This is a genomic window from Enterococcus sp. DIV1283b, from assembly GCF_051710965.1.
GTDB classification, from domain to species: domain Bacteria; phylum Bacillota; class Bacilli; order Lactobacillales; family Enterococcaceae; genus Enterococcus_B; species Enterococcus_B lactis.
Map to the genome: position 1 here is coordinate 2,285,685 of NZ_JBIOLR010000001.1, position 24,460 is coordinate 2,310,144.

A 24,460-nucleotide genomic window follows, 5' to 3' on the forward strand; every position below is an offset into this window, starting at 1 on the left:
CACGGTATTAACGATTATTCTTCAACGTATGTCCATTTGTAATCCCATGAAGCGCCTGCAGCATGGTGAACGATACCTTTGATTTTTTCATTCACTAGGTGACCTTCTGCTTTTTGGTACACCGGAACGACACCCATATCATCAGAGATGATCTTGATTGCTTTTTGGAAATCATCCCAACGGGCTTGTTCATCGCCAGCATCTGTTGATGAAGCTGCTTTAACTGCTTCGTCATATTCTGCATTGCTCCAGCGACCACGGTTGTATGAATTACCTGTGACAAACAAATCAGTAAAGCTGCTTGGGTCTGCATAGTCAGCAGCCCATCCACCTAGTACTGCGTCAAAATCACCCGAAGTTGAGCGGTCAAGTCGTACAGAGAATGGAACAGGTGTTGGTTTGACTGTTACGCCATCCAAGTTTTCTTGGATTGAGTTTTGAACATATTCGATTACTTTTTTCGATGAATCATCATCAGAAGCCATCAAATCAAATTCTAAAGAATCCACGCCCAATTCTTTTTTCGCTTTTTCCCAATATTCTTTTGCTTTATCTTTGTCATAAGAAACTAATTTTCCAGCTTCTTTTGCAAAGTCTTCGTTCGTTGTTGGACTTTTTACCATATCTGATGGGATCAATCCTGTAGAGACAACTGATCCGTCACCTAGTACTTGTTTTACTAAAGCTTCACGATCGATTGAATAAGAAATAGCTTTTCTTAGGTTCACATTGTTGAATGGTGAATTCTTTTCACGTTGGTTGAATTCGATATAGCTTGTTCGTGCTTCTTTAACAGAAGTATAAGCTGGATCGTTTGCGTTTTGCTGTGCTAATTCACCAGACAAGATCACATCATCTGCTTGGCCATCTTTGAATAAGTTCAACGCAGTAGAAGATTCTTTTACTACACTGACTTTGATTTCAGAAAGTTTTACTGTGTCTTTGTCCCAGTAATGGTCATTTTTCTTATAAGTCCATTCTGTATCTGTTCCTGGTCCATCGAAATCTTCTAATGTGAATGGTCCATTATAAACAGCTTTATCACTTGCAGATGCATAGGCGTCCCCATTTTCTTCCACTACGGATTGTTTTTGTGGGAAAAATGATGGGAAAGCAAGCAGGTATTGGAAATATGGTGTTTGTTTCGTCAATTTGATTTCTAATTCATAGTCGCCAACTGCTTTGATCCCTAGTTCTGATTTATCTTTCTTTCCAGCTGTGATGTCTTCTGCGTTTTCAACTGGCGCATACAGGTAAGCATATTCAGAAGCTGTAGCTGGGTCTACTGTTCGTTGCCAGCCATAAACGTAATCCGCTGCTGTAACAGGATCACCGTTTGACCATTTTGCGTCTTCTCGTAATTTGATTTTGTAAGTTAATCCGTCTTCACTGACTTCTGCCAACTCGCTAGCTCCTGCCGGCTGTGGTTTGCTGTCTTCATCAAGACGGTAGATTCCTTCATAAACGTTATTCAATGCTGTAAAACTGATTGTATCTGTTGCAACTGATAAGTCAGCTGTAGGCATTTCTTGAGGCACGACTAAGTTAAATACGCCTCCTCCATCTGCTGAACCGCTTTTTGCTGAACTACTGCTTGTGGCTGAACTGCCGCCATAACATCCAGCAAGTACAAGGCCGCATACCGCAACCAAACCAAATGTAAATTTCTTTTTCATTTTACGTACCCCTTTATTGGAATTTTCAGAATAATTAATATTTTCTGAAGTTGTTTAAGAGTTTAATGAATAATTATTAAAAAATCAACACTTTTTTTTGTCTTTTTCATAAAATAATGATTTTTTCGTGAGGTTTCAAGGAATTTTTCAGAAAAAAATAGCTTTGTACAAGGTTTTCTATTGTCTTTCAGTAGCCATTAAATAATTTTTGTTATATTGTCTATTATTGCCATACAAAGATAAAAAAGAATAAACAAAAAGGAACTCTGACAAAAGTCTTGTCACAGTCCCTTATCTGAATAAACGGTGTTCTCCTGCCAACTCCTCGGTCACAAATCACAATATTCATCAAACATGAGAAGCTGTTTTTTGAAATTGTTCCTTGTGACTCGGAGCTGAACGGCAGGCTCACAACCTCTTGATAAACGGTGTTCAATCAGCTGACCCCCGATATTAGCTCAACAAACGGCAAAATATGAAGAACTATTTTTCCGTTTGTTGAGCTAATACTCAGGACAGGACGCTGATTTCACAACCTCTTTTTATTATTGAGAATCTGGTCGAGGAATAATCGTTTTTGCCATCCAAATATCTGGTTTGTCCCAGCCATTTGCATTTGGTAAGACACCTACGATTTTATAACCTAATTTTTCATAGAACTCATACGGATGTTCACGAAGGTTCTGGATGGAAGCCACTTTATCAAATGTATGCTCATACAGGTCCGTTTGACTTAACGTTGTTCCATGGTCTAAATCATCCGTACCTAAATAAATCGTTATTCCTCCTCTGGAAGCTACTTCTTTTTCTAAGTAATTGACTAATCGAGTACCTATTTGGTTCTTTCGTCGGGAGCTTTCTACGACTAATGGATGCAATTCCCAACCTGTGATACCGTATTGAGGGATTGCACCAATAAATCCTACTAACTCATCTTGGTCAACTGCTGCTACCGCGATCCGTTCTGGATTCATCATTTCTTCTACTTCTTCTGCCGAGCTGTCTCCATATTCTTCCGGCCAAGTCAGTCTCAGTAAATCAGAAAGCTGATCTTTCAATACTGGATTATTACGGTCAAATTCACTGATTATCATACGTCTTCCCCCTTGTTCTTGCTTATTCTAACAGTCCTTTTGAAAAAACGAAATGTTCTCGCTCAAAAATCTTTAGCTACCAATCATTATCCCTATTCTTTCATTATTTACCTTACTTATAAAATAAAAAAATTATACAGAAACACTTTATTCAAAATAGGAAAGATCAGGAAGGCCATCAATTGGAGGGAAAAACTCTGTTTGTTCATCATGATATAGATTATCTTTTGCTTTAAAAAAAACCAATTATGAATTGACAAATGAAACACATTTTTGTAAAATAATCTAAATATTCAGAATTTTTAGATCATTTAAATAAGCAAGAGGAATCGTAGAAAATACTAAGAGGAACAAAAATTCATTATTTTCGTTTTCAATGTTTTTGTACTTATTTTATTTTTAGGATACTTATTGATGATTTCAAGATGTTCATGCCACCTTATTCATTACTTATCCTGTCTTAGGTTCGCCTCTACTCCATCTACAGCCGCGGTCAGAAAGATCACTCTTTAAAATTTTAACCCGTTTCAACGAAGAAAGAAGGAAAAGAATATGAGTCAAAGTGTTTTCTTACCAAATTATACCATTGGAACAGATGCGTATGAAAAAGCAAATGGAATCGTCAAAGAATATGGGAAAAAAGTAGTGCTGATTGGAGGGAAGACTGCACTTTCAAAGGCAGAAAACAAAATAAAAGCAGCTTTGACTCAGGAAATAGAAGTTATCGCCAGTCTCTGGTACGGGGGTAATTCAACTTATGGAAATATTGAACAGTTGATCCAGCATGAAAGTGTTCAAAAAGCAGACGTCTTGTTTGCAGTCGGCGGTGGCCGTGCTTGCGATACTGTAAAAGTCATTGGTGAAAAACTAGCTAAACCAGTCTTCACCTTCCCCACTATTGGTTCGAACTGTTCGCCCGTCACTGCGGTATGTGTCATCTATAACGAAGAAGGCATAATGGACGGACTCTTCTTTCCTTCAAAACCACCTGTACACACCTTCATTGATACAGCAATTATTGCCGAAGCACCTGATAAATACTTATGGGCAGGTATTGGCGATGCTTTATCCAAAGAAGTCGAATCTACTTTTTCTGCTCGTGGCGATGATCTAGGCTACACGGATAGATTAGGAATCCAAATCGGAAAAATGTGCATTGATCGTCTCTTGACTTATGGTACGCAAGCATTGAAAGATAGTGCCGACAATCGTCCCTCATATGCAATTGAACAAGTCGTTTCGGATATCATTGTTACTACCGGATTGGTTTCTGTTTTAGTTAACAATAACTATAATTCTGCTATGGCACACTCATTCTATTACGGTACGACTGTTCTAGAAAAAATGGAGGGATACCTTCACGGAGCATCTGTCAGTTATGGTGTACTGACCTTATTGATGATGGATCAGCAGTTCGATTTGTTTAATAAAATCTATGTGTTTATGAAAAAGAACCAACTTCCAGTATCGTTAACCGACATGAATCTCAATGTCACGACTGATTTAGAAGCAATCTTAGATAAAGCCATGACCACAAATGATATCAAACATGTGCCTTATGAAATCACCCGAGAAAAATTTAAACAGGCCATTCTTGACGTAGAAACTTATCATGCTACACAAGAAAGCCAGCAAGGATATAAGAAAATCAGTTAAATAATTGCTAAAACCCTCATCAAGCAGGCTGTCATCAAATTGACGACATTTCTTTGCTTAATGAGGGCTTTTCTTGTCAAAAACGCTTTATAACTTTCGCTATAGAATCTTTTCTCTTATTTAAGTTGAACAGTTCCTTAATTAAGAAAGCTGCTCCTTTTATGGTAATTGAAAAAACGAAGTAGGCTACGATTATTTGGCAGCTGTTTTTTTCATTTGCTTGCTTCGCAATTGTCCGCAAGCTGCATCAATATCTGTACCATGTTCTTTACGTATCACACAGTTTACGCCGTTTTTCTTCAATACATCATAAAATCTCAATACATCAGCTTTTGGACTGCGAGAATATTGATCATGTTCACTGACTGGATTATATGGAATCAAGTTGACATAGGCTAACTTTTTCTTATCTTTTAATAGATCTGCTAATTGTTGCGCATGCTCTGGTCTATCATTTACTTGATTCAACATGATATATTCAAACGTGATTCGACGGTTTGTTTTCTCTAAATACTCATCCACAGCTTCCATCAATTTCTCAATTGGGAAACTTCGGTTGATCCGCATGATCGATGTTCGCACCTCATTATTCGGCGCGTGCAAGGAAATAGCCAGATTGACTTGTAAGCCGTTATTAGCGAATTCCTTGATTTTGTGTGCTAATCCACTAGTAGAAACTGTAATATGTCGCGCACCAATCGCCAATCCTTTGGCATCATTGATAATATGCAAAAAGTCCATTACATTGTCGTAATTATCAAATGGCTCACCGATTCCCATTACGACGACATGGGAAACACGTTCGCCAAGATTGCGCTCATCAAAATAATGTTGAACCATCATGATCTGCGCAACGATTTCTCCAGCGGTCAAATCACGGTTCTTTTTAAGCAACCCGCTTGCACAAAATGTACAGCCGATATTACATCCTACTTGTGTGGTCACGCAAACGGACAAGCCGTATTCTTGTCTCATTAGTACGGTCTCAATCATATTTTTATCAGGAAGTTCAAACAAATATTTAACTGTACCGTCCGAAGCTTCTTGGACGACCATTTGTTTCAGAGGATTGATGATAAAATGCGCCGATAATTTTTCTATCAATTGTTTTGATAGATTCGTCATTTCTGTGAAGTTACTTACACGTTTTTGATACAACCATTCCCAAACTTGGGCAGCTCGGAATTTTTTCTCACCGTTTTCTATAAACCAATTGATTAATTCTTCATTCGTCAAGCCATAGATGGATTGTTTTTCCAAAGTATTTTCCCTCTTTTTCTCAAAGTTTCGCTACATACTATACATGATTCGTTTAGTTAATGCAATACTTCACAAATAAATCGAATAGAACTTTAATCTCATAAAAATCAAAAAAGACAAGACATCGTACCGTATTAGAAAAGATGGGAAAAAAGCCATTTTTTCTCTTGGTATCATCATGTCTTGTCTTTTTTACATAGTTATTCGTTTTTCAACCGTTCATCGAACAAGTTTTACATATCATTATCTTCCGGCAGTGGTTCTGATGTTTCCTCTTGCTCAATGAATACTTTCCGAGGCTTACTTCCTTCTGATGGGCCAACAACTCCATGAGCTTCCAGTTCATCTACGAGTCGAGCGGCTCGGTTGTAACCGATTCGAAATCTTCTTTGGAGAAGGGAGATACTTGCTGTTTGCATTTCAACAACAAGTGCTTTTGCTTCCTCAAACAGCTCATCTTGTGGCTGTTCTGGGGCACCTGCCGTTTCAACTTCATCTGTCGGCATCATTTTCTCTTCATAATGAGCTTCTTGCTGATCTGTAACAAATTGAACGACCCGCTCCACTTCATGGTCAGAGATGAATGCTCCTTGCACACGGATAGGTTTATTCTCACCCATTGGCAAGAACAGCATATCTCCTCGCCCTAAGAGCTTTTCTGCTCCATTAGAGTCGATGATCGTCCGAGAATCTGTACCGCTTGATACAGCAAATGCCATTCTGGAAGGTACATTTGCTTTGATGATCCCTGTGATAACATCCACACTTGGACGTTGAGTAGCTAGGATCATGTGGATGCCCGCTGCCCGAGCCATTTGCGCTAAACGAATAATCGCATCTTCGACTTCGTTGCTAGCTACCATCATCAAGTCAGCTAATTCATCTACGATTACTACGATGAATGGTAAGGTTGGATGTTTCGTTCCGTTTTCTAAGTTTTTCTGCTGAACAAATTCATTGTAACCAGAAATATTTCTTACACCAGTTGCCGCAAATTTTTCGTATCGTTCTTCCATTTCTTGTACTACTTTTTGTAAGGCTTGTGCCGCTTTTCTAGGGTTTGTCACGACCGGCGTCAACAGATGAGGTATCCCGTTGTACATATTTAATTCAACCATTTTCGGATCGATCATCATCAGTTTTACTTCATGGGGCTTAGCACGCATCAATATACTTGTAATGATCCCATTGATTGCTACTGACTTCCCACTACCAGTCGAACCAGCTACAAGTAAGTGAGGCATTTTCGAAAGGTCAGCCGTTTGTACTCGTCCAGAAACATCACGTCCTAAAGGTACTTCCAGTAATTTATCTGGATGGTTTGGCTGAGCTTCGATGATTTCTCTAAAGGAAACCATACTGATCTTTCCATTTGGTACTTCAATACCAATCAGTGATTTACCTGGGATCGGCGCTTCCATCCGAACATCTTTCGCCGCTAAAGCAAGTGCGATATCATCTGTTAAGTTCACGATTTTACTTACTTTTACCCCTACAGCTGGTTGGACTTCGAATTTTGTGACGGATGGGCCTAAACTAGCTTTGACGACCTTAGCATCCACACCGAAACTTTGGAAAGTTTGTTCCAATACACCGATATTTTTTTCGATTTTTTTATACTCATCACTTTGATCCACAGTTGGTATAGAATCAAGCAAGTCAACTGTCGGCAATTCATAATCTTGGTTTTCCTGTTCTGCTTCGATCTCAAATTCTAATGAGGTACCGTCATCCTCTGGCAACTCATCAGCAAAACCTTCCGCTGTATTGGTCTGTGTTGGTGTATCTGGTACTGGTTTTTCTAGATTCGCAGGATGGATATTTTCTTGAAAACTGTCAATTGGAACAAAACTTAACTGCTCAGGTTCGGCATTTTCTGGTTCCTGCCATTCATCAGGAGTATTTTTCCTTTGCTGTTTCACAGCTTTTTTCTTCTCATATTCTGCAGCTTCTTTTTCTGCTGCTTCTTGTGCCGCTAAGCGTCTTGCTTCTTTCGCTTCTGCACGCTGTTTCATTCTTTCTTCCTTTGCTGCTTGCTTTTGAGCTTGCTTGGCAGGATCACCTTCCAATAATTCCTGTACCCGTTCTCCAATTGATTGGATACCATTCAGCAGCTGATAGCCTTCCAAATTACTGAACAGGAATGCCCCACCCGCCAGTAATAGAACTGCTGCTAAATAACTTCCAGGCTGTGCAATCAAGAAATAAGTGAAATGATAAAGAATTGCTCCGATCATCCCTCCGCCAACGTTATTATCTACTTGACTTTGTTTTATATCGCTAGCCAATAAGTCCCATGTCGTCCCCATGATATTTGGTTCCCCAGTATGGAGTTTGCCGAATAAATGGGCATGTAGCAATAATAAGATACCGAAATAAAAGAGTATACCGCCAAACCAGCGTCGGTTTTTGCCAATTGAAAACTCTGTATTCTTAATGACAATCCAAAATCCTAATACGGCTAATAAAAGACAGAGGATTTGGTAAGTATTTCCTGCAATGATCCGAAAGCCGTTTGCAATCAATATTCCTAAAAAACCTAATTTTAAAAAGCCGAATACAGCAAATAGAATCAAGGCAAATCCAACACCAATCGTCAGCATTTGTTCTTGCTGCTGTTTTTGCTTTTTCGTTTTTTTCGTCTTTTTCCTTTTCTTAGTAGGCCGTTTCTTTTGTGCCATTTATTATCCCTCATTTCATCAAGTTTCATTATACAAAAAAAAGCAAGGGAACTAAAGTTTTGTTTGAAAGAACTGTCGCTTTCTTTCATTTTTCAGCTTATTTTACAGTTTTTCTTAATTTCTAAATGATTTTATCAAAAAAAGGCACGGCCATATCCAGCCGTACCTTCTTGTTTTAAGTATGTGAACTAAAGGTTCTCTCCATTTTCTTCAATCAGTTTTTGGTACCAGTAATAACTGTCTTTCTTATATCGTTCCAAAGATCCTTCTTGTGTTTCATCTTGATCGACATATACAAATCCATATCGCTTTTGATAACCGTTCAGCCAACTCAGCAAATCTGTATAAGACCATGTACAATAGCCTAATACTTCTGCTCCATCTGAAATTGCTTCTTTGATTGCTTTGACATGGCTTTGTAAGTAATGGATTCGATAGTCGTCATGGATTTGTTTGTCTTCTGTCAACTTGTCATACTCTCCTAAGCCATTTTCCGTGATCAGCACCGGCATGCGGTAACGGCTCGTGATACGACGCAATCCGATCCTTAAGCCTTCTGGGTCGATCTCCCAGTCCCAATTTGTTCGTTCGACAAATGGATTCTCAACTTTTTTATACATTCCAGGAACCCCTGTTTCTTCTGATGAACCTTTTTTCCCAGTCGTATTCATCTTTCCTGCTCCAACCCCATCTAATGGATTGAATGCATTCGTCGCTGTTTGATAGTAATTGATCCCAAGGAAATCTGGCTTGGCTGATTCTAGCAATTCTGCATCGCCCGCTACAATCGTTGGCGCCCATCCTTTTTCTTCTAAGAATCTCATAGCAGCAATAGGATATTTCCCCCACATGTAGACATCCATCCAATAATTGGCCATCAGATCTTCCGCATTTTCGGCTGCCAGAACATTTTCAGGATTACTGTCGATTGGATAATTTGGTGTATACGCAAAGCTTGGTCCGATTTTCCCAGGCATTTCTAACTCATGGAATTTGTTGATGACAGATGCATTTGCTAGATTTGCGATATGGTTGACTTCATACATTCGTTTTGGATCCGTCACGCCTGGCGGATGTGCTGCTAATAAATAGCCTAATGAAGTAAAGATATTTTGTTCATTCAAACTAATCCAGTAATGGACTTTCCCGCGGAATGCCTCAAATAATGTTTCTGCATAATTAGTGAAATCTTCAATGATCTGACGTGATTCCCAACCATTATATTCATCTTGCAATGCTTGTGGAAGATCCCAATGATACAAAGTCAACATAGGTTCGATACCGTTTTCAATCAATTCGTCGATCAATCTCTCATAAAAAGCGAGCCCAGCTTGATTGACTTCTCCTCGTCCATTAGGAAAAATCCGTGTCCAAGCTACAGAGAAGCGGTAAGCTTTCAGACCTTGTTCTTTCATTAAAGCAATATCTTCTTTATAACGATGATAGTGGTCTACTGCCAGATCACCGTTTGTTCCTTTAAATGTCTTTCCTGGAATCCGAACAAATCGATCCCAGACTGATTCGCCTTTCCCATCTTCTTGCCAAGCTCCTTCTACTTGATACGCTGCAGAAGCAGAGCCCCACAGAAAATCTTTTGGAAATGAGGTAAGTTCTTTGTGTTCCATTCATCTCTTCCTTTCCTATAACCTTCAATCGTTCCTCTTTTAGAATAACACGAAACCCCTTCCACAACAAAATAAAATTATGTAAAAAAAGCAAAGGTTCTCAGATATACTAAGTCCCTTTGCATCTATTTGTTAATTTCTCGGCGTGACATCTTCACCAAACCATTTATTGGAGATTTTTTGGAATTCCCCTGTTTTTTCTAATCGGTCAAGTGCTTCATTTATCTTCTTCACTAACGTATCATCTGACTTACGCGCGCCAACCGCAAAATCCTCACTTTCGTAAGAACCTTTTGTCATGTTGAAGTCTTCTAATTCGTTTCTTTGTTTCAAATAATAGTCCGCATATACTTTATCCATCAGCAAACCATCGATCCGTCCGCTTTTCAGATCAATCAGTGCTTCATTAAAACTATCATACAAAACAGCATCTTGGTTTTTGACTATCTCTTTTAATACTTCTGGTTGTTTCGTAAACACATCATAACCAGATGACCCATTTTGCGCACCTAATCTCTTATTTTTCATTTGCTCAAAGCTTGTGATTCCTGATTCTTTAGGTGTGATCAGCACTTGATCATTTTCCATATAAGGTTTTGTAAACTGCACTTTCTTTTCTCTTGCCGGTGTCTTGGAATAGCCGTTCCAGATCAAATCGATCGTTCCATTGTTCAATTCAAATTCCTTCATCGACCAGTCAATAGGCTGAAAGTCTACTGTAATCCCATATTGTTCAAAGACTGCTTTGGCTAAATCAATATCGAATCCTGTAAGCTTCCCATCTTTATCTCTAAATCCCATAGGAACAAATGTATCGTCCAAACCTATAACGATTTTTTTCTCTTCGTTGATAGCCGCCCAATTATCTGCTGAAGCCTTTTTATTCGAACAGCCTGCAAAAAGAAGAAGACCTACGAGCAAAGCGAATAGAAAACTGATTTTTTTCATCTCTATCTTCTCCTTTCTTAACGAATTGGGGAAACTTTTAATAGTTGATCACCGACATTTTCTGCAAATACGAGATCATGGGTGACAATGATTTGGGTTACCCCGTCTTCTTTCAATGATAGGATCAAACGCTCGACTTGCTGGCGCAACTCAGGATCTAAAGCACTCGTTGGTTCATCATAAGCCAATACTCTCGGATTCATGGCCAATGCTCTGGCAATCGCTACACGTTGTTTTTGTCCGCCAGAAAGCTGATAAGGATAGTTATTCAATAAATCGCTAATCCCTAATGAAGCCGCTAATTCTTCTGCTTTTTTGGTGTATTCTTCTTTTGTCTGTTTCAGTACCATTTTCGGTGCTAAGGTAATGTTTTCAAAAATATTCAGATGTGGAAATAGCTGGAAGTCTTGGAATACCACTCCTACAACTTGTTCTTTCATTTTAAGCTCAAATGGGTTGAACGGTACACCGTCTAAATAAAATTCTCCGCTGTCAGAACTTTCTAAGCCAGCCAAGATACGTAAAAGCGTGGTTTTACCGCCACCGGAAGGACCTACGATAGCTAATGTTTTCCCATCTGGAATGATTAGATCCAAATCTTTGATTATTTCTTTTTCACCAAATGCTTTGTTCACTTTCTTCAATTCAATCATATTTCTTCCTCCTATCAGTTAGCGGTAATAATTTAATTTTCCTTCAACTTGTTTCATTACGATTGTTAGAATACCAGTCAATGTAAGATAGATGATTGCCACGCCTAGCAAAGGCAGTAAAGTCGCGTCGCGTTCCATCGCGATTTTCCCGGCACGCATTACGTCACCTAAACCTAATATATAGATCAAGGAAGAATCTTTGACCAAGTTGATAACTTCATTACCTACAGAAGGTAAAACAATCTTTGTCACTTGCGGGATGACGATTTTCGTCACCGTTTGAAAGGGACTTAATTGCAAAACTTGCGCTGCTTCATATTGACCTTGAGGAATCGATTGTATCCCTCCACGGAAGATCTCTGCAAAATAAGCTGCATAGTTCAAGATAAAAGCAATGAGCGCTGCTTCGAATCGATCAAAAACGATCCCAATCGTCGGCAAACCATAAAAAACAAAAATCAGCTGTAACAATAGTGGCGTTCCCCGCATGATCCATACATATGTTTGAAGAAAGTAGCGTAGTGGCTTAAAATGCAAGGACAATCCTAGTGCTAAAATAATCCCTAATGGCAACGAGCCAATCAAGGTAAATAAAAATAATTTCAATGTTGTGAGTGCTCCTACTAATAATTGCGGCATAACTTCAATTAAATACTCCATCTTCTTTTCCTCCTTTAAAATAAAAAAATCCTCTTGGCAAATGCCAAGAGGACGTATTATACGTGGTTCCACCTCTGTTTATTTTTTCCTTGCAGAAAAAACCTCACACAGTCGTTGCAAATCAGATGAAAACAAAAAGTCCTTTGATCCGAAGATCAAAGGACGTTAATCACGTGGTTCCACCTTTTTTTACCGGCTCCTCACGGAAAAGCCAGCCTTATCTGGTCATCTAGCAACGACCGCAGCTGTAACGGGCTCCCCGGATTTTCCTACTATACGCTTCAGAAAATCGACTCCAAGATGTGTTTCACGGTTAACTGCTGCCTCTTTCCACCAACCAGAGACTCTCTAAAAACACCTAACTGCTACTCTTCTTTTCGATGTCATTTGTTTTAACTTTACGTGTAATTTACATGATTATTTTTCATTTGTCAACTCTTTTTTATGATACACTAATAAAAAAAGGAGGGTGAGGCGCGATGAATCATGCAACCGAACAAGAAGCTTATGAACTACTAAGAAAACTGGGTATCTCTTTTCAAAAAGTCGATCATCCTGCGATTACGTCAGTCAAAAATGTCCCTTTTTCCCTACCTGGTCCGCAAGTAAAAAATCTATTATTGAAATCAAGAAAAGGAAAACAAATCTATCTTGTCATCTTGCCTGATGAAAAGCACGCCGATTTAAAACAACTAGCTGAACAATTAAAAGAAAAGCGCTTATCTTTTGTTTCTGAAGAACAGCTTCCTGACCTCCTAGGCGTTCCAGCAGGTACAGTGACTCCATTAGCATTGATGCACGACAAAGAGAAAAAAATCCAAGTCGTGATCGATGCTGCTATTGATCGTCAAGATACCGTAGGCTTTCATCCAAATATCAATACCACTACCTTGATTATGGATTTTTCCGACTTTGAAAAGATACTTGTTTACTTAGAACATCTGCCAGTTTATGAAAATTTGTAATGATAGAGTAGTTTTCTTATTTCCCAATTCAAGCGTCTTTTTCTTTATTTAGCACAAAATATATCAGAAATTCTTTTAGCCAATCAAACAATGTAACAACTAATATGAACGCTGAAAACTAATACGAGTATTCTTCCATAGTTAGCCAAATCCATATTTATTGATTCTACGAAAAAAGAAGCATATATAAAAATGCTTCTTTTTTCAATTATAAATCGGAATTTTATTCTTTTGATTTCAGTCATATTTAACAAGAAATATTATATTCTGAATAACAAAAATTATTCTAACTAAACTTTTTTATATTTTTGTAAGAATATCCCAGCACAGATAGTTACTATCAATAAACCAATGATTACAGCAAAACTAGATTTTTTACTACTTGTTTTAGGAAGAATGCTTTTTGATTTATTTGTTATCTGTTTAGGTACAGCTCTCTTACTAATATAATTGGTTCTTTGTTCGCTAGATTCTCCTGTATGAGCAAATATTTGTAATTTTTGAGAGAATAGATTTCTAATTTTCTCTCTCTCTGTCTTCTCTGGAAAATTTTTCCACGGTGTTATATGGCTACCTGGTATAGATATATTTGTTTTTTCCGGTGTATAACTGTTTTTAATGTTATACCCGTCAATCGTCGTACTGTATTCGGGCACGTTATCTTCCGTTACTGTATAGATGATTTCTTGACCGTCTTTGTATTTTGGCAGATTTGTGAAACGATAGCTCCAATCATCTTTTTCACTAACTTCTTTATGTTGGATCGGTTGACCGTCGGCTAATAGATTCACTGTGATCGTCGTCGGTCGTTTGCCGTCTTGGTTCTCATTGTCTTCCCATGTTTTTTGTCCAGAAACCTCTTTGGTTTCTGGTACATGGGTATTGGTAATAACGATGTTTCCATCATCTGTTTGTTTAACTTCACTGGTATAGCCAGCTACTTTGGTCAGCTCTTCCACTCGATAAATGATAGCTTGTCCTTTCGCCTTTTCTGCCAACTCGTTCCACGTGGTCGTCCAGTGGTTTTCCTCGCTCAGTTCTACTGCCTCGCCTATTTTTTGGTTATTAGCATACAGCTGGACTTGGATACTTTGAGGTCGCAGCCCGTCTTGGTCATTTCCATCATCCCATACTTTAGTAGCACTTAGGCTAGTTTTTCCCGGTGTATAACTGTTTTTGATGTTATACCCGTCAATCGTCGTACTGTATTCTGGCACGTTATCTTCCGTTACTGTATAGATGATTTCTTGACCGTCTTTGTATTTTGGTAGATTTGTGAAACGATAGCTCCAATCATCTTTTTCACTAACTTCTTTATGTTGGATCGGTTGACCGTCGGCTAATAGATTCACTGTGATCGTCGTCGGTCGTTTGCCGTCTTGGTTCTCATTATCTTCCCATGTTTTTTGTCCTGAAACCTCTTTGGTTTCTGGCACATGAGTATTGGTAATGATGATGTTTCCATCCTTTGTTTGTTTAACTTCACTGATATAGCCAGCTACTCTGGTCAACTCTTCCACTCGATAAGTGATAGCTTGACCTTTCGCCTTTTCTGCCAACCCGTTCCAAGTGGTCGTCCAGTGGTTTTCCTCGCTCAGTTCTACTGCCTCGCCTATTTTTTGGTTATTAGCATACAGCTGGACTTGGATACTTTGAGGTCGTAGCCCATCTTGGTTATTTCCATCATCCCATACTTTAGTAGCACTTAGGTTAGTTTTTCCCGGTGTATAACTGTTTTTGATGTTATACCCGTCAATCGTTGTACTGTATTCTGGCACGTTATCTTCCGTTACTGTATAGATGATTTCTTGACCGTCTTTGTATTTTGGCAGATTTGTGAAACGATAGCTCCAATCATCTTTTTCACTTACTTCTTTGTGTTGGATCGGTTGACCGTCGGCTAATAGATTCACTGTGATCGTCGTCGGTCGTTTGCCGTCTTGGTTCTCATTGTCTTCCCATGTTTTTTGTCCTGAGACCGAAATGACTTCTTTATTCTCATTTGTAACGACTAGCCCGTTTTCAATTTTTTGATAACCTGAAGGGACATAATCATTTCCGTTTTGGTCTACTTCTTGCACTTTAAACGTATATTCGTTTCCACTATCATCATACTGTTGGATATCTTCCCAAGTCACTGAAGTTATTCCATTGTCTAATCGTTTTGTTTCTGCATCAGGAACTGGTTCCCAATTGTTTGTACTTGCTCTGAATAATTTAAAATAAATACTAGGTCTTGGATTGGTTCCACCGTTCCAAATTTTAGTTGCTGTGATGTTCGTAACCTTTTTCTTGTTATAAACAGGTAAAATGACTCCCTCTGTATCATTTTCATTTATGGAGAATTTGAGTTCATTTGAGCTTAATGGATCAAAGTCAATCCAATTGGGTGCTTCTTTTTCTTTTACAACATAGTCTCCTACTTGCAGACCTTTGATACTAGCTTCTCCCTGTTCATTCGAAGTCAACAGGATACTAGACTGTCCTTGAATAGGCTGTTCATCTGCTCGTCTTAATTCGAAAGTCACATTTGGGATACCAATCTCTGTGCCATTGATATATTTGAAAATCTTCAATTCGCCTCTAACTGTACCGTTGACTCCACCAGAAGCTGAAATATTTTTAACTGTATGATTGAAACTTTCTCCATCAACAGCAGGTTTATTAAATTCTTTAAACCAAGCTTCCGAATGATTCTCAAAATTTGTTTGTTCTGAATTTTCTATGATCGTCTTATAACTCACCATTATTTTCCTAAGATTGACAAAGTTTTTTGGTATAGTTATTTCAATGTAATTATCATTTACTGAAAAATTAAATGTAGCGCCGGGGAAATCTTGTAAAAATTGTTGGATTCCCTCTTCTCCTCTATAAACCTTCTGTTCACCTAAGTGTATTTGATTAATTTCAAACGTACTTGGATCTAATCTTTGTCCACTTTGGATTTCATCACTGATTTTAACTGGTTGTTCAACATAAGTGCCGTTATTGTTAATATTCAAAAACCATCGAATGTGCTTAGTATCTTCAGGAAGCATGTCTCCTGTTTTATAATAAAAAACGCTAGAAGAAGAACCAGAAGCTGGCTTTGTCACATTTACAGTAGCCGTTTTGTCACCGCTCGTCACGGTGAATGGTCCCGTATTTTCTTCACCGGTATCGGTTACGTTTCTGGCCTGTATCTCAAATTGCCCCCAACCTTCTACTGAGTCTAGGTTTTTAATATTTTCATTAAACACAACTTGCGCAGAATCTTTTCTGACCGTTAAAGTTCCAACATTTTTATTTTCAATCATTAATGGGATTTCTTTTTGGAATCCTTCACCGCGAATATTTCCTTCACTTGGCCAATTGATCCAAAGATAATCACCTGGTTGGATATTTTGTTTTTTTTCGTCAAACGAGAATTTTACTTTTATGTTTCCTCCATCTGTAATATTCGTTGGGTCCACGGTCAACGAAGTGACATTACTGCTGATATCTCTGCCTGCATCCGCATAGACATGAACAGGAATCAGCGATGTTATATTAGTAATAATAAATAACATTGATAAAATAATATTTCTACACTTTTTCATTTTTTCTATCTCCCCTATTTTAACTAAAAATAAGCCATACTATATTAGTACTCAAAAACCCTTGTTCTCAAATCCTCCCTCACTCATTTCATTTCCAACCTTTCAACCATCAAATAGATAGTTATTTTACAAACATTTAGAAAAAATAAATATGCCAAAAAAACTTTTATATAAAGTTTTTCCTAATAATAATTATTTTTTTCACATATGTTCACTTTATTTTACTTATTGCTTTCATTTTTTCAAGCTATATTTCCAATTCTTGGCTTACAAAAATGCAACATTAATAAATAACGATAGTTTCATAAAATACACTTTTAATTAACATTATTAGTTTATACTAGCTGTTTTTGTGTTAATTAAAGGCTAAAATACAATATAAAGAAACATCTGTTTCTTTATTTAGAATAAAAAAATACAGACTCTGTTCAAATAAATGAACCTAGCCTGCATTATGTGATTGACTCTACTTTTTAATTCATTGAGATGAATAACCCGTTTTTATAAATGCCCAAAAGTAATCGGTGCCGAAGCCATTCCTCGACCTAATTCTTTTTCAAATTTTCCTATTGTTGATATCTCCATATAAAACGGTGATACTGGTTTAGACAATTCTCCCCTGATTGCTAACGGACGTAAACTACGTTCCAAATTATTCATGACTTTAGGATAATACTGACCTTTTTCTAAGCCTGTCTTTGCGTCTATCAAAAGTATACGTTCCTTTTCTTTGATCTCTGGATTTAAAACGAGATCATATAATTTTAGTACCATGTTTTCTATTTCTTCACTTTTAGACATCACGATTTCCTCCCAAAAATATATTTCTTCCCACTACATTCTATAAACAAAGTATACACTACATCTAGATTTTTTTAAATCATTACTGGATTGTTAAAACCTTTCAATACACTGTTATGGCAACGATTTTTATTTTAAAAACATTCTAAATTAAATCAGTAAAAATTTTTATTCTAAGATTTTTATTAGAATTACGCCTAATTTGTGTCTCTCAGGGCAATTCTAAGAACGTTTCAAGAGATAGCGACACTATCGTTATCGAAAAAGGCGAAAACCTATCTCATTTTCTGCTAATGTAAGTTGGTTTAGCTTTTGTTAATATGACTTTATGAAAATGGAGGTAATTAAATATGATTTTTCCTAAAGTTAATGAAGTAAGCTTGAATAAAGGATCCTTTTTTCATATCTATGAAAACGAAGATTTTGAACTGTATAATATCCTTTCACAAAAAGAGGTCATCGAAAACCAAATAATCTGCCATCCAATTATTTACAAATCTATTTTCAAGTATGCATTTTTTGCTTCCAATGATTTTCAAAGAATGGAGATTACCGACTGTATATTCGAAAACTGTGATTTTTCAGGCTGTATATTGACAAAAAGCATGTTGCATCGCGTGAAATTTGTCAATTGTAAATTAACAGGTACTAAATTGATGGAAAGTTATATTGGGAACACGTTATTCGAGAATTGTAAAATGGACTATGTAAATTTATCTGGTTCAAACATAAAAGAAAGTACCTTTGAGCACTCTGTCTTATCAAGCGCAGATTTTGTAGACTGTTCCCTCACTAAAATAATGTTTTCTACTAATGATTTAGAAAATGCTAGCTTTTTTGATACTGATTTAAAAAATATCGATTTAAGTAGCAACTCCTTTGAAATGATTGAAGTACGCTCGGAACATCTAAAAAATTGTACGCTTAATCAGTTACAAGCACTTGGTTTTGCTAGAAAATTTTTACAAATAAAAGTAGTATAATCAAAATGAATATATAAGATAAATTTTTAGCAATACAAATATCCATAAAAAAACATTGCCTATTTTAACTCTTCATGTATACTGACTCTATCTTCAAAAACTGAATAGTAGGAGTTATTATCATGAATAACATTTTAGGAAAAAAAATAGAACTTAAAAAAGGGATATTGGGCACTATTGTCGTTGTACTCGGTTTGTTAGGGTTGCTATTTGCGCCATCCATTATTAGCATTTTTTCTTTAACTATCACTGGATTTATAGCATTTACACTTGTTTTTGGTAAAAAAGATACGAAAAAAATGTTCTCGAAACCTGTCGCTCCTGTCAAAAATATAGCCAAATATTTTTTTATCAATGTAGTAATCAGTGCCGCAGTCTCGGTATTTTTGCAACAAATTTTGAAATGGGGTTTAACAGGCAATCCAATAAATGAGGCTTTCAGCCCGTTATTATTTATTATTTTGCCTATCATGATACTTGGAGAAGAATTGTTCTCAGTGTATTTTCTTGCTATTTTTTCTAGTAAGTTCAGCATTCCTGTCGCTAGTTTCTTGTCAGCGATCATCTTTGGATTCATTCATTACAGTACTTATGATAATGGAAATATTTTACACACTGTAGCACACATCCTTTTGATACAAGGGGTGGCAAGATTGTTATTCAACCAAGCTGCCATTAAAAGCAACTCGATCATTACAAGTTGGGCAGTTCATGTGATATTTGATTTCACAGCTATATTGCTAGTCGTTTTATTCTCCTAAACTTTTATAGAAATAATACATGCTCTATTACTAAGAAAGCATACTTTATTTCCTTTAAATAAAAAGACAGATGTATCAATGGATTAAAAATCCTTGATACATCTGTCTTCTCTTTTAATGCCAGCTATAGGGATCGAACCTACGACCTACGCGTTACGAGTGCGTTGCTCTACCAACTGAGCTAAGCTGGCCTTATCCAAAAGAAATTATATACTCTATTTGGCTGATTGTAAAGAGTTCGATGGAAAATTAGTTTAATTTCATGATATTTTTCATAAAACGTGGTATAATTGATGTGAAAGGCAGGTTTTATGAAAATGGCAACTTTTGGAAAATTTGATACAACTATCGTACCATCGGAAATTGGTGAAAAATTCAAGATCAATACTCACGTAATGTTCACGATTCACGGCAAGCCGCAAACTGGAACGATTTCAAAACAATTGAAAAATTCCGCTGTTGTTGAGATTGATGAAACTGCAGAAAATGCGAACTTGATGACGCAAAGCAAGGGTGTAGTAATCGTTAACTACAAAGAACTTAAAAAGATTTGAATTTGACCATCTCTGCATTTTTGGGATGGTTTTTTTATATGTAAACGAAAGCTGTTCTGCCTCAAACGATAAAAATGACCAAAAAAGGATGTGACAAAAGTTGTGTCACATCCTTTTTCATTTTCACTTATTTTGTACCAAACAAACGGTCACCCGCATCCCCTAGTCCAGGAACGATATAACCATGTTCATTCAATTTTTCATCTAGAGAAGCTGTATAGATATCAATATCAGGATGCGCTTCTTGCAAAGCTTTTACTCCCTCAGGTGCTGCTACCAAACAAACAAATTTGATGTTCGACGCGCCACGTTCTTTCAATGCATCGATTGCCATGATTGCTGATCCGCCTGTTGCCAACATTGGATCTACTACAAACAACTGACGTGCATCAATGTCTTCTGGAAGTTTGACGAAATATTCATGTGGCTCAAATGTTTCTTCATCTCGATAAAGACCGATATGTCCCACTTTAGCAGCTGGAATCAATTCCAAGATACCATCAACCATTCCGATACCTGCGCGCAAGATTGGAATAATCGCTACTTTTTTACCGGACAACGTTTTTTGTGTTGTTTCAGTGATCGGTGTTTCGATCACGATGTCTTCCAACGGCATATCCCGTGATACTTCATATGCCATCAACATAGCGATTTCATCGACTACTTCACGAAAAACCTTTGTTCCGCAGTTTTTGTCCCGAATAATAGTTAGTTTGTGTTGAATCAATGGATGATCGATCACTTGAAATTTGCCCATTTTTTAAGCTCTCCTTTGTTCTGTCGTTTCTTTTTAATTGTAAAACAAAATCAAGTGATTGACTAGTCAAACTCGCCATTTTTCCTAAGAAAATCCTTTTTTGAAAAGAAGTTTTCCTGCGGACAAGCAAAGCTTATTCTTTTTCCATGATCCAAGAAGTAGATAATGCCATTGCTGCACGCGCTGCCCTTGTCTGATCCATAGCATTTACCATGACGAAATCATGGATGATTCCTTGGAAGCGTACTTGTGTAACAGGAACCCCTGCATCACGAAGTTTGCGTGCATAAGCCTCGCCTTCCTCTCTTAATACATCCGCTTCTCCTGTCAAAATCATTGCTGGAGGTAGATCTTTTAGTTCATTCAGTTCTGCTCTCAAAGGCGAAGCTGTGATTTCAGCACGTTCTTCTTCATTCGTCGTATATTGATCCCAAAACCATCTCATTCCATCTCTTGTCAAAAAATAGTTTTCTCCGAATTCATGATAGGAATCTGTATCGAAATCAGCGTTGGTAACTGGATAATACAGCAATTGTTTAGATATTGGGAGCCCTTTTCGTTCTTTTGTTAAGATTGTCATGACTGTAGCCATGTTACCACCTACCGAATCTCCTGCAACGATTAGATTCTCGAGATCCAGATTTTTTGACTTGGCTAATTTATTCAGCTGTTGCAACACAGCATAATTTTGTTCAATTGCTGTTGGATATTTCGCTTCAGGTGATCGACTATATTCTGGAAAGACAACGACAGAATTCGTGCGGACCGAAAGTTCTCTGATCAATTTATCATGGGTTTGAGCACTGCCAAAGACCCAACCAGCTCCATGGATATAAAAAATAACTGGTAATTTATCTATATTTCCTTCTGGTCGTACAAAACGAATATTGATTTTTCCCCATTCGCCAGTATCTACCATCAAGTCTTCAATATCAACGGAATATTTGTTTACAGGTGATTCTTGTACTTCTTCCAGTAATGCTCTTCCTTCTTCCGGTGCTAGTTCATAGATTCGCGGATGAGGTGCATTTGCATCACTGAATGCTATGGCTTCCTTTTCTAACGAGATACGATCAGTCATGACTTTTCCTCCCTGAGATTTAATGTGAAGACTAAAATTACACCTCATATACTAGAGAGCATCATCGATATTGTCAAAGAATCCGTTTTCCACAAAAAATAAAATAGAAAAAAACAGAAAAGTCCGGTATTGAACTTTTCTGTATTATTGTATTATATGGAATTTAAATTTTTATTTTTTATGCAATGGAAATTTTTCAGTTAATTCGCGTACGCCTATTTTGACTTCGTCTAATTGAGCATTGTCGTCTTTTGCTTGTAATGCTTTGACAACTAATTCAGCCACTTTTATAGCATCTTCTTCTTTGAATCCGCGAGTAGTGATTGCTGGCGTACCGATTCGGATGCCGCTTGTTTTGAATGGGCTTAGCGTTTCAAAAGGAATCGAGTTTTTATTTACCGTGATATTCACACTGTCCAAAATACTCTCTGCTTCTTTTCCATTTATACCTAACTCACGAACATCGATCAGCATCAGATGATTATCTGTTGCTCCTGAAATGACTCTTGTTCCGATTGCTTGATTGAATACTTTGACCATTGCTTTTGCATTGGCAATGATTTGTTCACTATATTCTTTAAATGCAGGATCTAATGCTTCTTTAAATGCCGCTGCCTTTCCAGCAATCACATGCTCTAGAGGACCGCCTTGAATACCAGGGAAGACCGCACTATTGATTTTTTTCGCTAATGTTTCATCGTTTGTCAAAATCATGCCGCCACGAGGGCCGCGCAATGTTTTGTGAGTGGTAGTCGTTGTGATATCTGCGTAAGGAACTGGATTAGGATGAAGTCCTGCTGCTACTAATCCTGCGATATGTGCCATATCTACCATCAGTTTTGCGCCTACTTCATCTGCGATTTCTCTGAATTTCGCAAAGTCGATCGTTCGTCCGTAAGCACTAGCTCCTGCTACAATCAATTTTGGTTGATGTTTTCTAGCTAAAATACGTACCACATTATAATCAATAACTTCTGTTGTCGGATCAACACCGTAAGCAACAAAGTGATAGGTTTTGCCACTGAAGTTGACTGGTGATCCATGTGTTAGATGTCCGCCTGCGGAAAGATCCATTCCTAAGATCGTGTCCCCTGGTTCTACCAAAGCGAGATAAGCAGCCGTGTTGGCTTGAGAGCCGGAGTGAGGTTGGACGTTCGCAAATTTCGCTCCGAATAATTCTTTTGCACGGTCAATCGCTAAATTTTCAACGATGTCGACAAATTCACATCCACCATAATAGCGATGCCCTGGATAACCTTCTGCGTATTTATTTGTCAAGATACTTCCTTGCGCAGCCATCACTGCTTCGGAGACAAAGTTTTCAGAGGCAATCAGCTCCAAATTATGTTCTTGTCTTTCTTCTTCTTTGGCGATCGCAGCCCAAAGATCAGGGTCAAACGTTTTGTAATCTACCACAAACAACAGCTCCTTTTTATTTTCCTACAATTTTATTTTTCCCATCAAAAACAAATTGCCAAATATTCGTATCTCTTCTATTTACACTTCGTTTTTCGTTCACTAATAGAAGATTTACTTGATAGCATTGTATCATACTAAAAGAATGCGGCAATAACCAATTGATCATTTTTCAAAATAATTTTGCCCAGCTGCTTTTTTCAAGCGATTCATATAAGCATTCCCCAATCCAGTTTCTGGATATACTTGTACAAAAATCAAATCTAACCCAAGTGTTGGTTCATCTAATCCTCTTAGACCTGCAAACAATCCTTTAGCCGCCGCTTCTACTGAGTTGTCGTTATACATATAAACTGCTGCGGTATCTGTCCGCACTTGATCCGCAATTTCGGGGCTTGCTATGACACCTACACGGATCTTCTTATTTTTTGCCCATTGAACTGCAGTTGACCAATCGCCCTCTCTGACCATCAGAACACGTGTATCGGGTGAGTAGTGCTTGTATTTCATCCCAGGCGCTTTTGGTGTTTCATTTTCTTTTACAAGATGCTGATCAATAGCAACAGGAGATTCGATGACTGCTTCGATTTGTTCTTTCGTTACTGCACCTGGTCGTAAGATCATAGGCATGGCTGTTGGATCACTTAAATCAAGAACAGTGGATTCTACACCAATTTGCGTAGCTCCATCATCAATGATCCCAGTAATTTTTCCTTGTAGATCATGGAATACATGATCTGCAGTTGTCGGACTTGGTTTTCCCGACGTATTTGCACTTGGACCGACAAGCGGAACCCCTGAAAGTTCGATTACTTCTAGTGTTTTTTTGTTATCCGGCATACGAAATGCAGCTGTGGATAATCCTCCTGTTACAACTGAGGGCAAGGTGTCTTTTTTGATTTTAAATATCAAAGTTAGTGGTCCAGGCCAGAAGTTCTTCACAATCTTCTCTGTTTCTGGATGAAAGTTGTCCACATACTCTTTTACTTGTTCAAAAGAGGCGACATGGACAATCAATGGATTGTCTTGAGGTCTTCCTTTTACAGAAAACACTTTCTTGACAGTATTTGGCAAGAGAGCATTGGCGCCCAATCCATACACTGTTTCAGTAGGAAAAGCAACAAGTTCTCCTGCTTTCAGTGCTTTGGCTGCCTCTTTTAATTCAGTTTCATCATAACGTTTCGTTTCCACAGTTTATCCACAACCCCTTTTTCATACATTCTTGTTTTATCCAACTTTATCCTCAAGTTTTCCACTGACTGTGGATAATTCGTTTGTCAATAGTGGATAAACTTGTTGATAAGCCAAAAA

At 37.6% G+C, this 24,460-nt stretch carries 19 protein-coding genes, 1 tRNA gene, 2 pseudogenes and 1 other annotated feature; of the genes and pseudogenes, 6 read left to right on the top strand and 16 right to left on the bottom strand.

Annotated elements, in window-relative coordinates:
* Window positions 1–14: 14 nt before the first annotated feature.
* The gene (locus IGJ53_RS11255) at window positions 15–1,676 is read right to left on the bottom strand and encodes a peptide ABC transporter substrate-binding protein (protein WP_002289796.1); all 1,662 of its coding nucleotides are present in this window, start codon (window positions 1,674–1,676) and stop codon (window positions 15–17) included.
* Window positions 1,677–1,870: 194 nt separating this feature from the next.
* On the opposite strand from IGJ53_RS11255, the pseudogene IGJ53_RS11260 reads away from it, so the two are divergent.
* Window positions 1,871–1,975, top strand: a pseudogene (locus IGJ53_RS11260) (ribonuclease P); the annotation flags it as partial.
* Between the two features lie 246 nt (window positions 1,976–2,221).
* Here IGJ53_RS11260 and IGJ53_RS11265 read toward each other — a convergent pair.
* Window positions 2,222–2,770, bottom strand: a complete 549-nt coding sequence (locus tag IGJ53_RS11265) for an aminoglycoside 6'-N-acetyltransferase (protein ID WP_002293989.1) — start codon at window positions 2,768–2,770, stop codon at window positions 2,222–2,224.
* A 552-nt stretch (window positions 2,771–3,322) separates the two neighbouring features.
* Between IGJ53_RS11265 and IGJ53_RS11270 the strand changes: the two genes are divergently transcribed.
* Window positions 3,323–4,426: an iron-containing alcohol dehydrogenase family protein gene (locus tag IGJ53_RS11270; protein WP_010732974.1), complete on the top strand. Its 1,104-nt coding sequence runs from the start codon at window positions 3,323–3,325 to the stop codon at window positions 4,424–4,426.
* Here the strand turns inward: IGJ53_RS11270 and IGJ53_RS11275 are convergent.
* The 7 genes and pseudogenes from IGJ53_RS11275 to IGJ53_RS11305 form a co-directional block, all read right to left on the bottom strand.
* Window positions 4,423–4,629 (bottom strand): annotated as a pseudogene (locus tag IGJ53_RS11275) (hypothetical protein). The gene IGJ53_RS11270 and the pseudogene IGJ53_RS11275 sit on opposite strands and share 4 nt — an antisense overlap.
* Window positions 4,619–5,686 carry a 23S rRNA (adenine(2503)-C(2))-methyltransferase RlmN gene (rlmN, locus tag IGJ53_RS11280; protein WP_002293564.1) on the bottom strand — a complete coding sequence of 356 codons (1,068 nt, stop codon included), beginning with the start codon at window positions 5,684–5,686 and terminating at the stop codon, window positions 4,619–4,621. The pseudogene IGJ53_RS11275 and the gene rlmN overlap by 11 nt, the downstream one beginning before the upstream one ends.
* A gap of 233 nt (window positions 5,687–5,919) precedes the next feature.
* Complete coding sequence (locus IGJ53_RS11285) at window positions 5,920–8,367, bottom strand: DNA translocase FtsK (RefSeq protein WP_010732973.1); 2,448 nt, start codon at window positions 8,365–8,367, stop codon at window positions 5,920–5,922.
* 188 nt (window positions 8,368–8,555) lie between these two features.
* A complete protein-coding gene (locus tag IGJ53_RS11290; RefSeq protein WP_002310127.1) occupies window positions 8,556–9,992 on the bottom strand; it encodes a glycoside hydrolase family 1 protein in 1,437 nt (478 codons plus the stop codon).
* 132 nt (window positions 9,993–10,124) lie between these two features.
* Window positions 10,125–10,940 carry an amino acid ABC transporter substrate-binding protein gene (locus tag IGJ53_RS11295; RefSeq protein ID WP_002373955.1) on the bottom strand — a complete coding sequence of 272 codons (816 nt, stop codon included), beginning with the start codon at window positions 10,938–10,940 and terminating at the stop codon, window positions 10,125–10,127.
* 17 nt (window positions 10,941–10,957) lie between these two features.
* Window positions 10,958–11,593 carry an amino acid ABC transporter ATP-binding protein gene (locus tag IGJ53_RS11300; RefSeq protein ID WP_002293345.1) on the bottom strand — a complete coding sequence of 212 codons (636 nt, stop codon included), beginning with the start codon at window positions 11,591–11,593 and terminating at the stop codon, window positions 10,958–10,960.
* A gap of 18 nt (window positions 11,594–11,611) precedes the next feature.
* Window positions 11,612–12,253, bottom strand: coding sequence for an amino acid ABC transporter permease (locus IGJ53_RS11305; RefSeq protein WP_002293344.1), 642 nt, complete (start codon window positions 12,251–12,253; stop codon window positions 11,612–11,614).
* Between the two features lie 155 nt (window positions 12,254–12,408).
* Window positions 12,409–12,643, bottom strand: a binding site (T-box leader).
* A gap of 89 nt (window positions 12,644–12,732) precedes the next feature.
* Here IGJ53_RS11305 and IGJ53_RS11310 point away from each other — a divergent pair.
* Window positions 12,733–13,218 (top strand): prolyl-tRNA synthetase associated domain-containing protein, encoded by a 486-nt coding sequence (locus tag IGJ53_RS11310; RefSeq protein ID WP_010732970.1) that lies wholly within the window; start codon window positions 12,733–12,735, stop codon window positions 13,216–13,218.
* 290 nt (window positions 13,219–13,508) lie between these two features.
* Here IGJ53_RS11310 and IGJ53_RS11315 read toward each other — a convergent pair whose 3' ends face one another.
* Complete coding sequence (locus IGJ53_RS11315; protein ID WP_438750238.1) at window positions 13,509–16,796, bottom strand: Cna B-type domain-containing protein; 3,288 nt, start codon at window positions 16,794–16,796, stop codon at window positions 13,509–13,511.
* Between the two features lie 501 nt (window positions 16,797–17,297).
* Window positions 17,298–17,597 (bottom strand): bacteriocin immunity protein, encoded by a 300-nt coding sequence (locus IGJ53_RS11320; protein WP_010732967.1) that lies wholly within the window; start codon window positions 17,595–17,597, stop codon window positions 17,298–17,300.
* Window positions 17,598–17,947: 350 nt separating this feature from the next.
* Between IGJ53_RS11320 and IGJ53_RS11325 the strand changes: the two genes are divergently transcribed.
* On the top strand, window positions 17,948–18,580 hold the full coding sequence (locus IGJ53_RS11325) for a pentapeptide repeat-containing protein (protein ID WP_010732966.1): 633 nt from the start codon (window positions 17,948–17,950) through the stop codon (window positions 18,578–18,580).
* A 122-nt stretch (window positions 18,581–18,702) separates the two neighbouring features.
* Window positions 18,703–19,341, top strand: coding sequence for a CPBP family intramembrane glutamic endopeptidase (locus IGJ53_RS11330; RefSeq protein ID WP_002303626.1), 639 nt, complete (start codon window positions 18,703–18,705; stop codon window positions 19,339–19,341).
* A gap of 118 nt (window positions 19,342–19,459) precedes the next feature.
* On the opposite strand, the gene IGJ53_RS11335 is transcribed toward IGJ53_RS11330, so the two are convergent.
* Window positions 19,460–19,532, bottom strand: a tRNA-Thr gene (locus tag IGJ53_RS11335).
* Window positions 19,533–19,652: 120 nt separating this feature from the next.
* Between IGJ53_RS11335 and IGJ53_RS11340 the strand changes: the two genes are divergently transcribed.
* A complete protein-coding gene (locus IGJ53_RS11340) occupies window positions 19,653–19,895 on the top strand; it encodes a hypothetical protein (protein WP_002291542.1) in 243 nt (80 codons plus the stop codon).
* 127 nt (window positions 19,896–20,022) lie between these two features.
* Here the strand turns inward: IGJ53_RS11340 and upp are convergent, their stop codons facing one another.
* The 4 genes from upp to IGJ53_RS11360 all read right to left on the bottom strand — a co-directional run bounded on the left by upp (window position 20,023) and on the right by IGJ53_RS11360 (window position 24,340).
* On the bottom strand, window positions 20,023–20,652 hold the full coding sequence (upp, locus tag IGJ53_RS11345) for a uracil phosphoribosyltransferase (protein WP_002291540.1): 630 nt from the start codon (window positions 20,650–20,652) through the stop codon (window positions 20,023–20,025).
* Window positions 20,653–20,785: 133 nt separating this feature from the next.
* Window positions 20,786–21,733, bottom strand: coding sequence for an alpha/beta hydrolase (locus tag IGJ53_RS11350; RefSeq protein ID WP_010732965.1), 948 nt, complete (start codon window positions 21,731–21,733; stop codon window positions 20,786–20,788).
* 171 nt (window positions 21,734–21,904) lie between these two features.
* A complete protein-coding gene (gene glyA, locus IGJ53_RS11355) occupies window positions 21,905–23,149 on the bottom strand; it encodes a serine hydroxymethyltransferase (RefSeq protein ID WP_010732964.1) in 1,245 nt (414 codons plus the stop codon).
* A gap of 165 nt (window positions 23,150–23,314) precedes the next feature.
* A complete protein-coding gene (locus IGJ53_RS11360; RefSeq protein ID WP_438750241.1) occupies window positions 23,315–24,340 on the bottom strand; it encodes an L-threonylcarbamoyladenylate synthase in 1,026 nt (341 codons plus the stop codon).
* Window positions 24,341–24,460: the final 120 nt, after the last annotated feature.

Excerpts from the sequence above, each read along its gene's own strand:
- IGJ53_RS11255 (WP_002289796.1), bottom strand. The coding sequence starts at position 1,676 with ATGAAAAAGAAATTTACATTTGGTTTGGTTGCGGTATGCGGCCTTGTA.
- IGJ53_RS11265 (WP_002293989.1), bottom strand. The coding sequence starts at position 2,770 with ATGATAATCAGTGAATTTGACCGTAATAATCCAGTATTGAAAGATCAG.
- IGJ53_RS11270 (WP_010732974.1), top strand. The coding sequence starts at position 3,323 with ATGAGTCAAAGTGTTTTCTTACCAAATTATACCATTGGAACAGATGCG.
- IGJ53_RS11285 (WP_010732973.1), bottom strand. The coding sequence starts at position 8,367 with ATGGCACAAAAGAAACGGCCTACTAAGAAAAGGAAAAAGACGAAAAAA.
- IGJ53_RS11290 (WP_002310127.1), bottom strand. The coding sequence starts at position 9,992 with ATGGAACACAAAGAACTTACCTCATTTCCAAAAGATTTTCTGTGGGGC.
- IGJ53_RS11295 (WP_002373955.1), bottom strand. The coding sequence starts at position 10,940 with ATGAAAAAAATCAGTTTTCTATTCGCTTTGCTCGTAGGTCTTCTTCTT.
- IGJ53_RS11300 (WP_002293345.1), bottom strand. The coding sequence starts at position 11,593 with ATGATTGAATTGAAGAAAGTGAACAAAGCATTTGGTGAAAAAGAAATA.
- IGJ53_RS11305 (WP_002293344.1), bottom strand. The coding sequence starts at position 12,253 with ATGGAGTATTTAATTGAAGTTATGCCGCAATTATTAGTAGGAGCACTC.
- IGJ53_RS11310 (WP_010732970.1), top strand. The coding sequence starts at position 12,733 with ATGAATCATGCAACCGAACAAGAAGCTTATGAACTACTAAGAAAACTG.
- IGJ53_RS11315 (WP_438750238.1), bottom strand. The coding sequence starts at position 16,796 with ATGAAAAAGTGTAGAAATATTATTTTATCAATGTTATTTATTATTACT.
- IGJ53_RS11320 (WP_010732967.1), bottom strand. The coding sequence starts at position 17,597 with ATGTCTAAAAGTGAAGAAATAGAAAACATGGTACTAAAATTATATGAT.
- IGJ53_RS11325 (WP_010732966.1), top strand. The coding sequence starts at position 17,948 with ATGATTTTTCCTAAAGTTAATGAAGTAAGCTTGAATAAAGGATCCTTT.
- IGJ53_RS11330 (WP_002303626.1), top strand. The coding sequence starts at position 18,703 with ATGAATAACATTTTAGGAAAAAAAATAGAACTTAAAAAAGGGATATTG.
- IGJ53_RS11340 (WP_002291542.1), top strand. The coding sequence starts at position 19,653 with ATGAAAATGGCAACTTTTGGAAAATTTGATACAACTATCGTACCATCG.
- upp (WP_002291540.1), bottom strand. The coding sequence starts at position 20,652 with ATGGGCAAATTTCAAGTGATCGATCATCCATTGATTCAACACAAACTA.
- IGJ53_RS11350 (WP_010732965.1), bottom strand. The coding sequence starts at position 21,733 with ATGACTGATCGTATCTCGTTAGAAAAGGAAGCCATAGCATTCAGTGAT.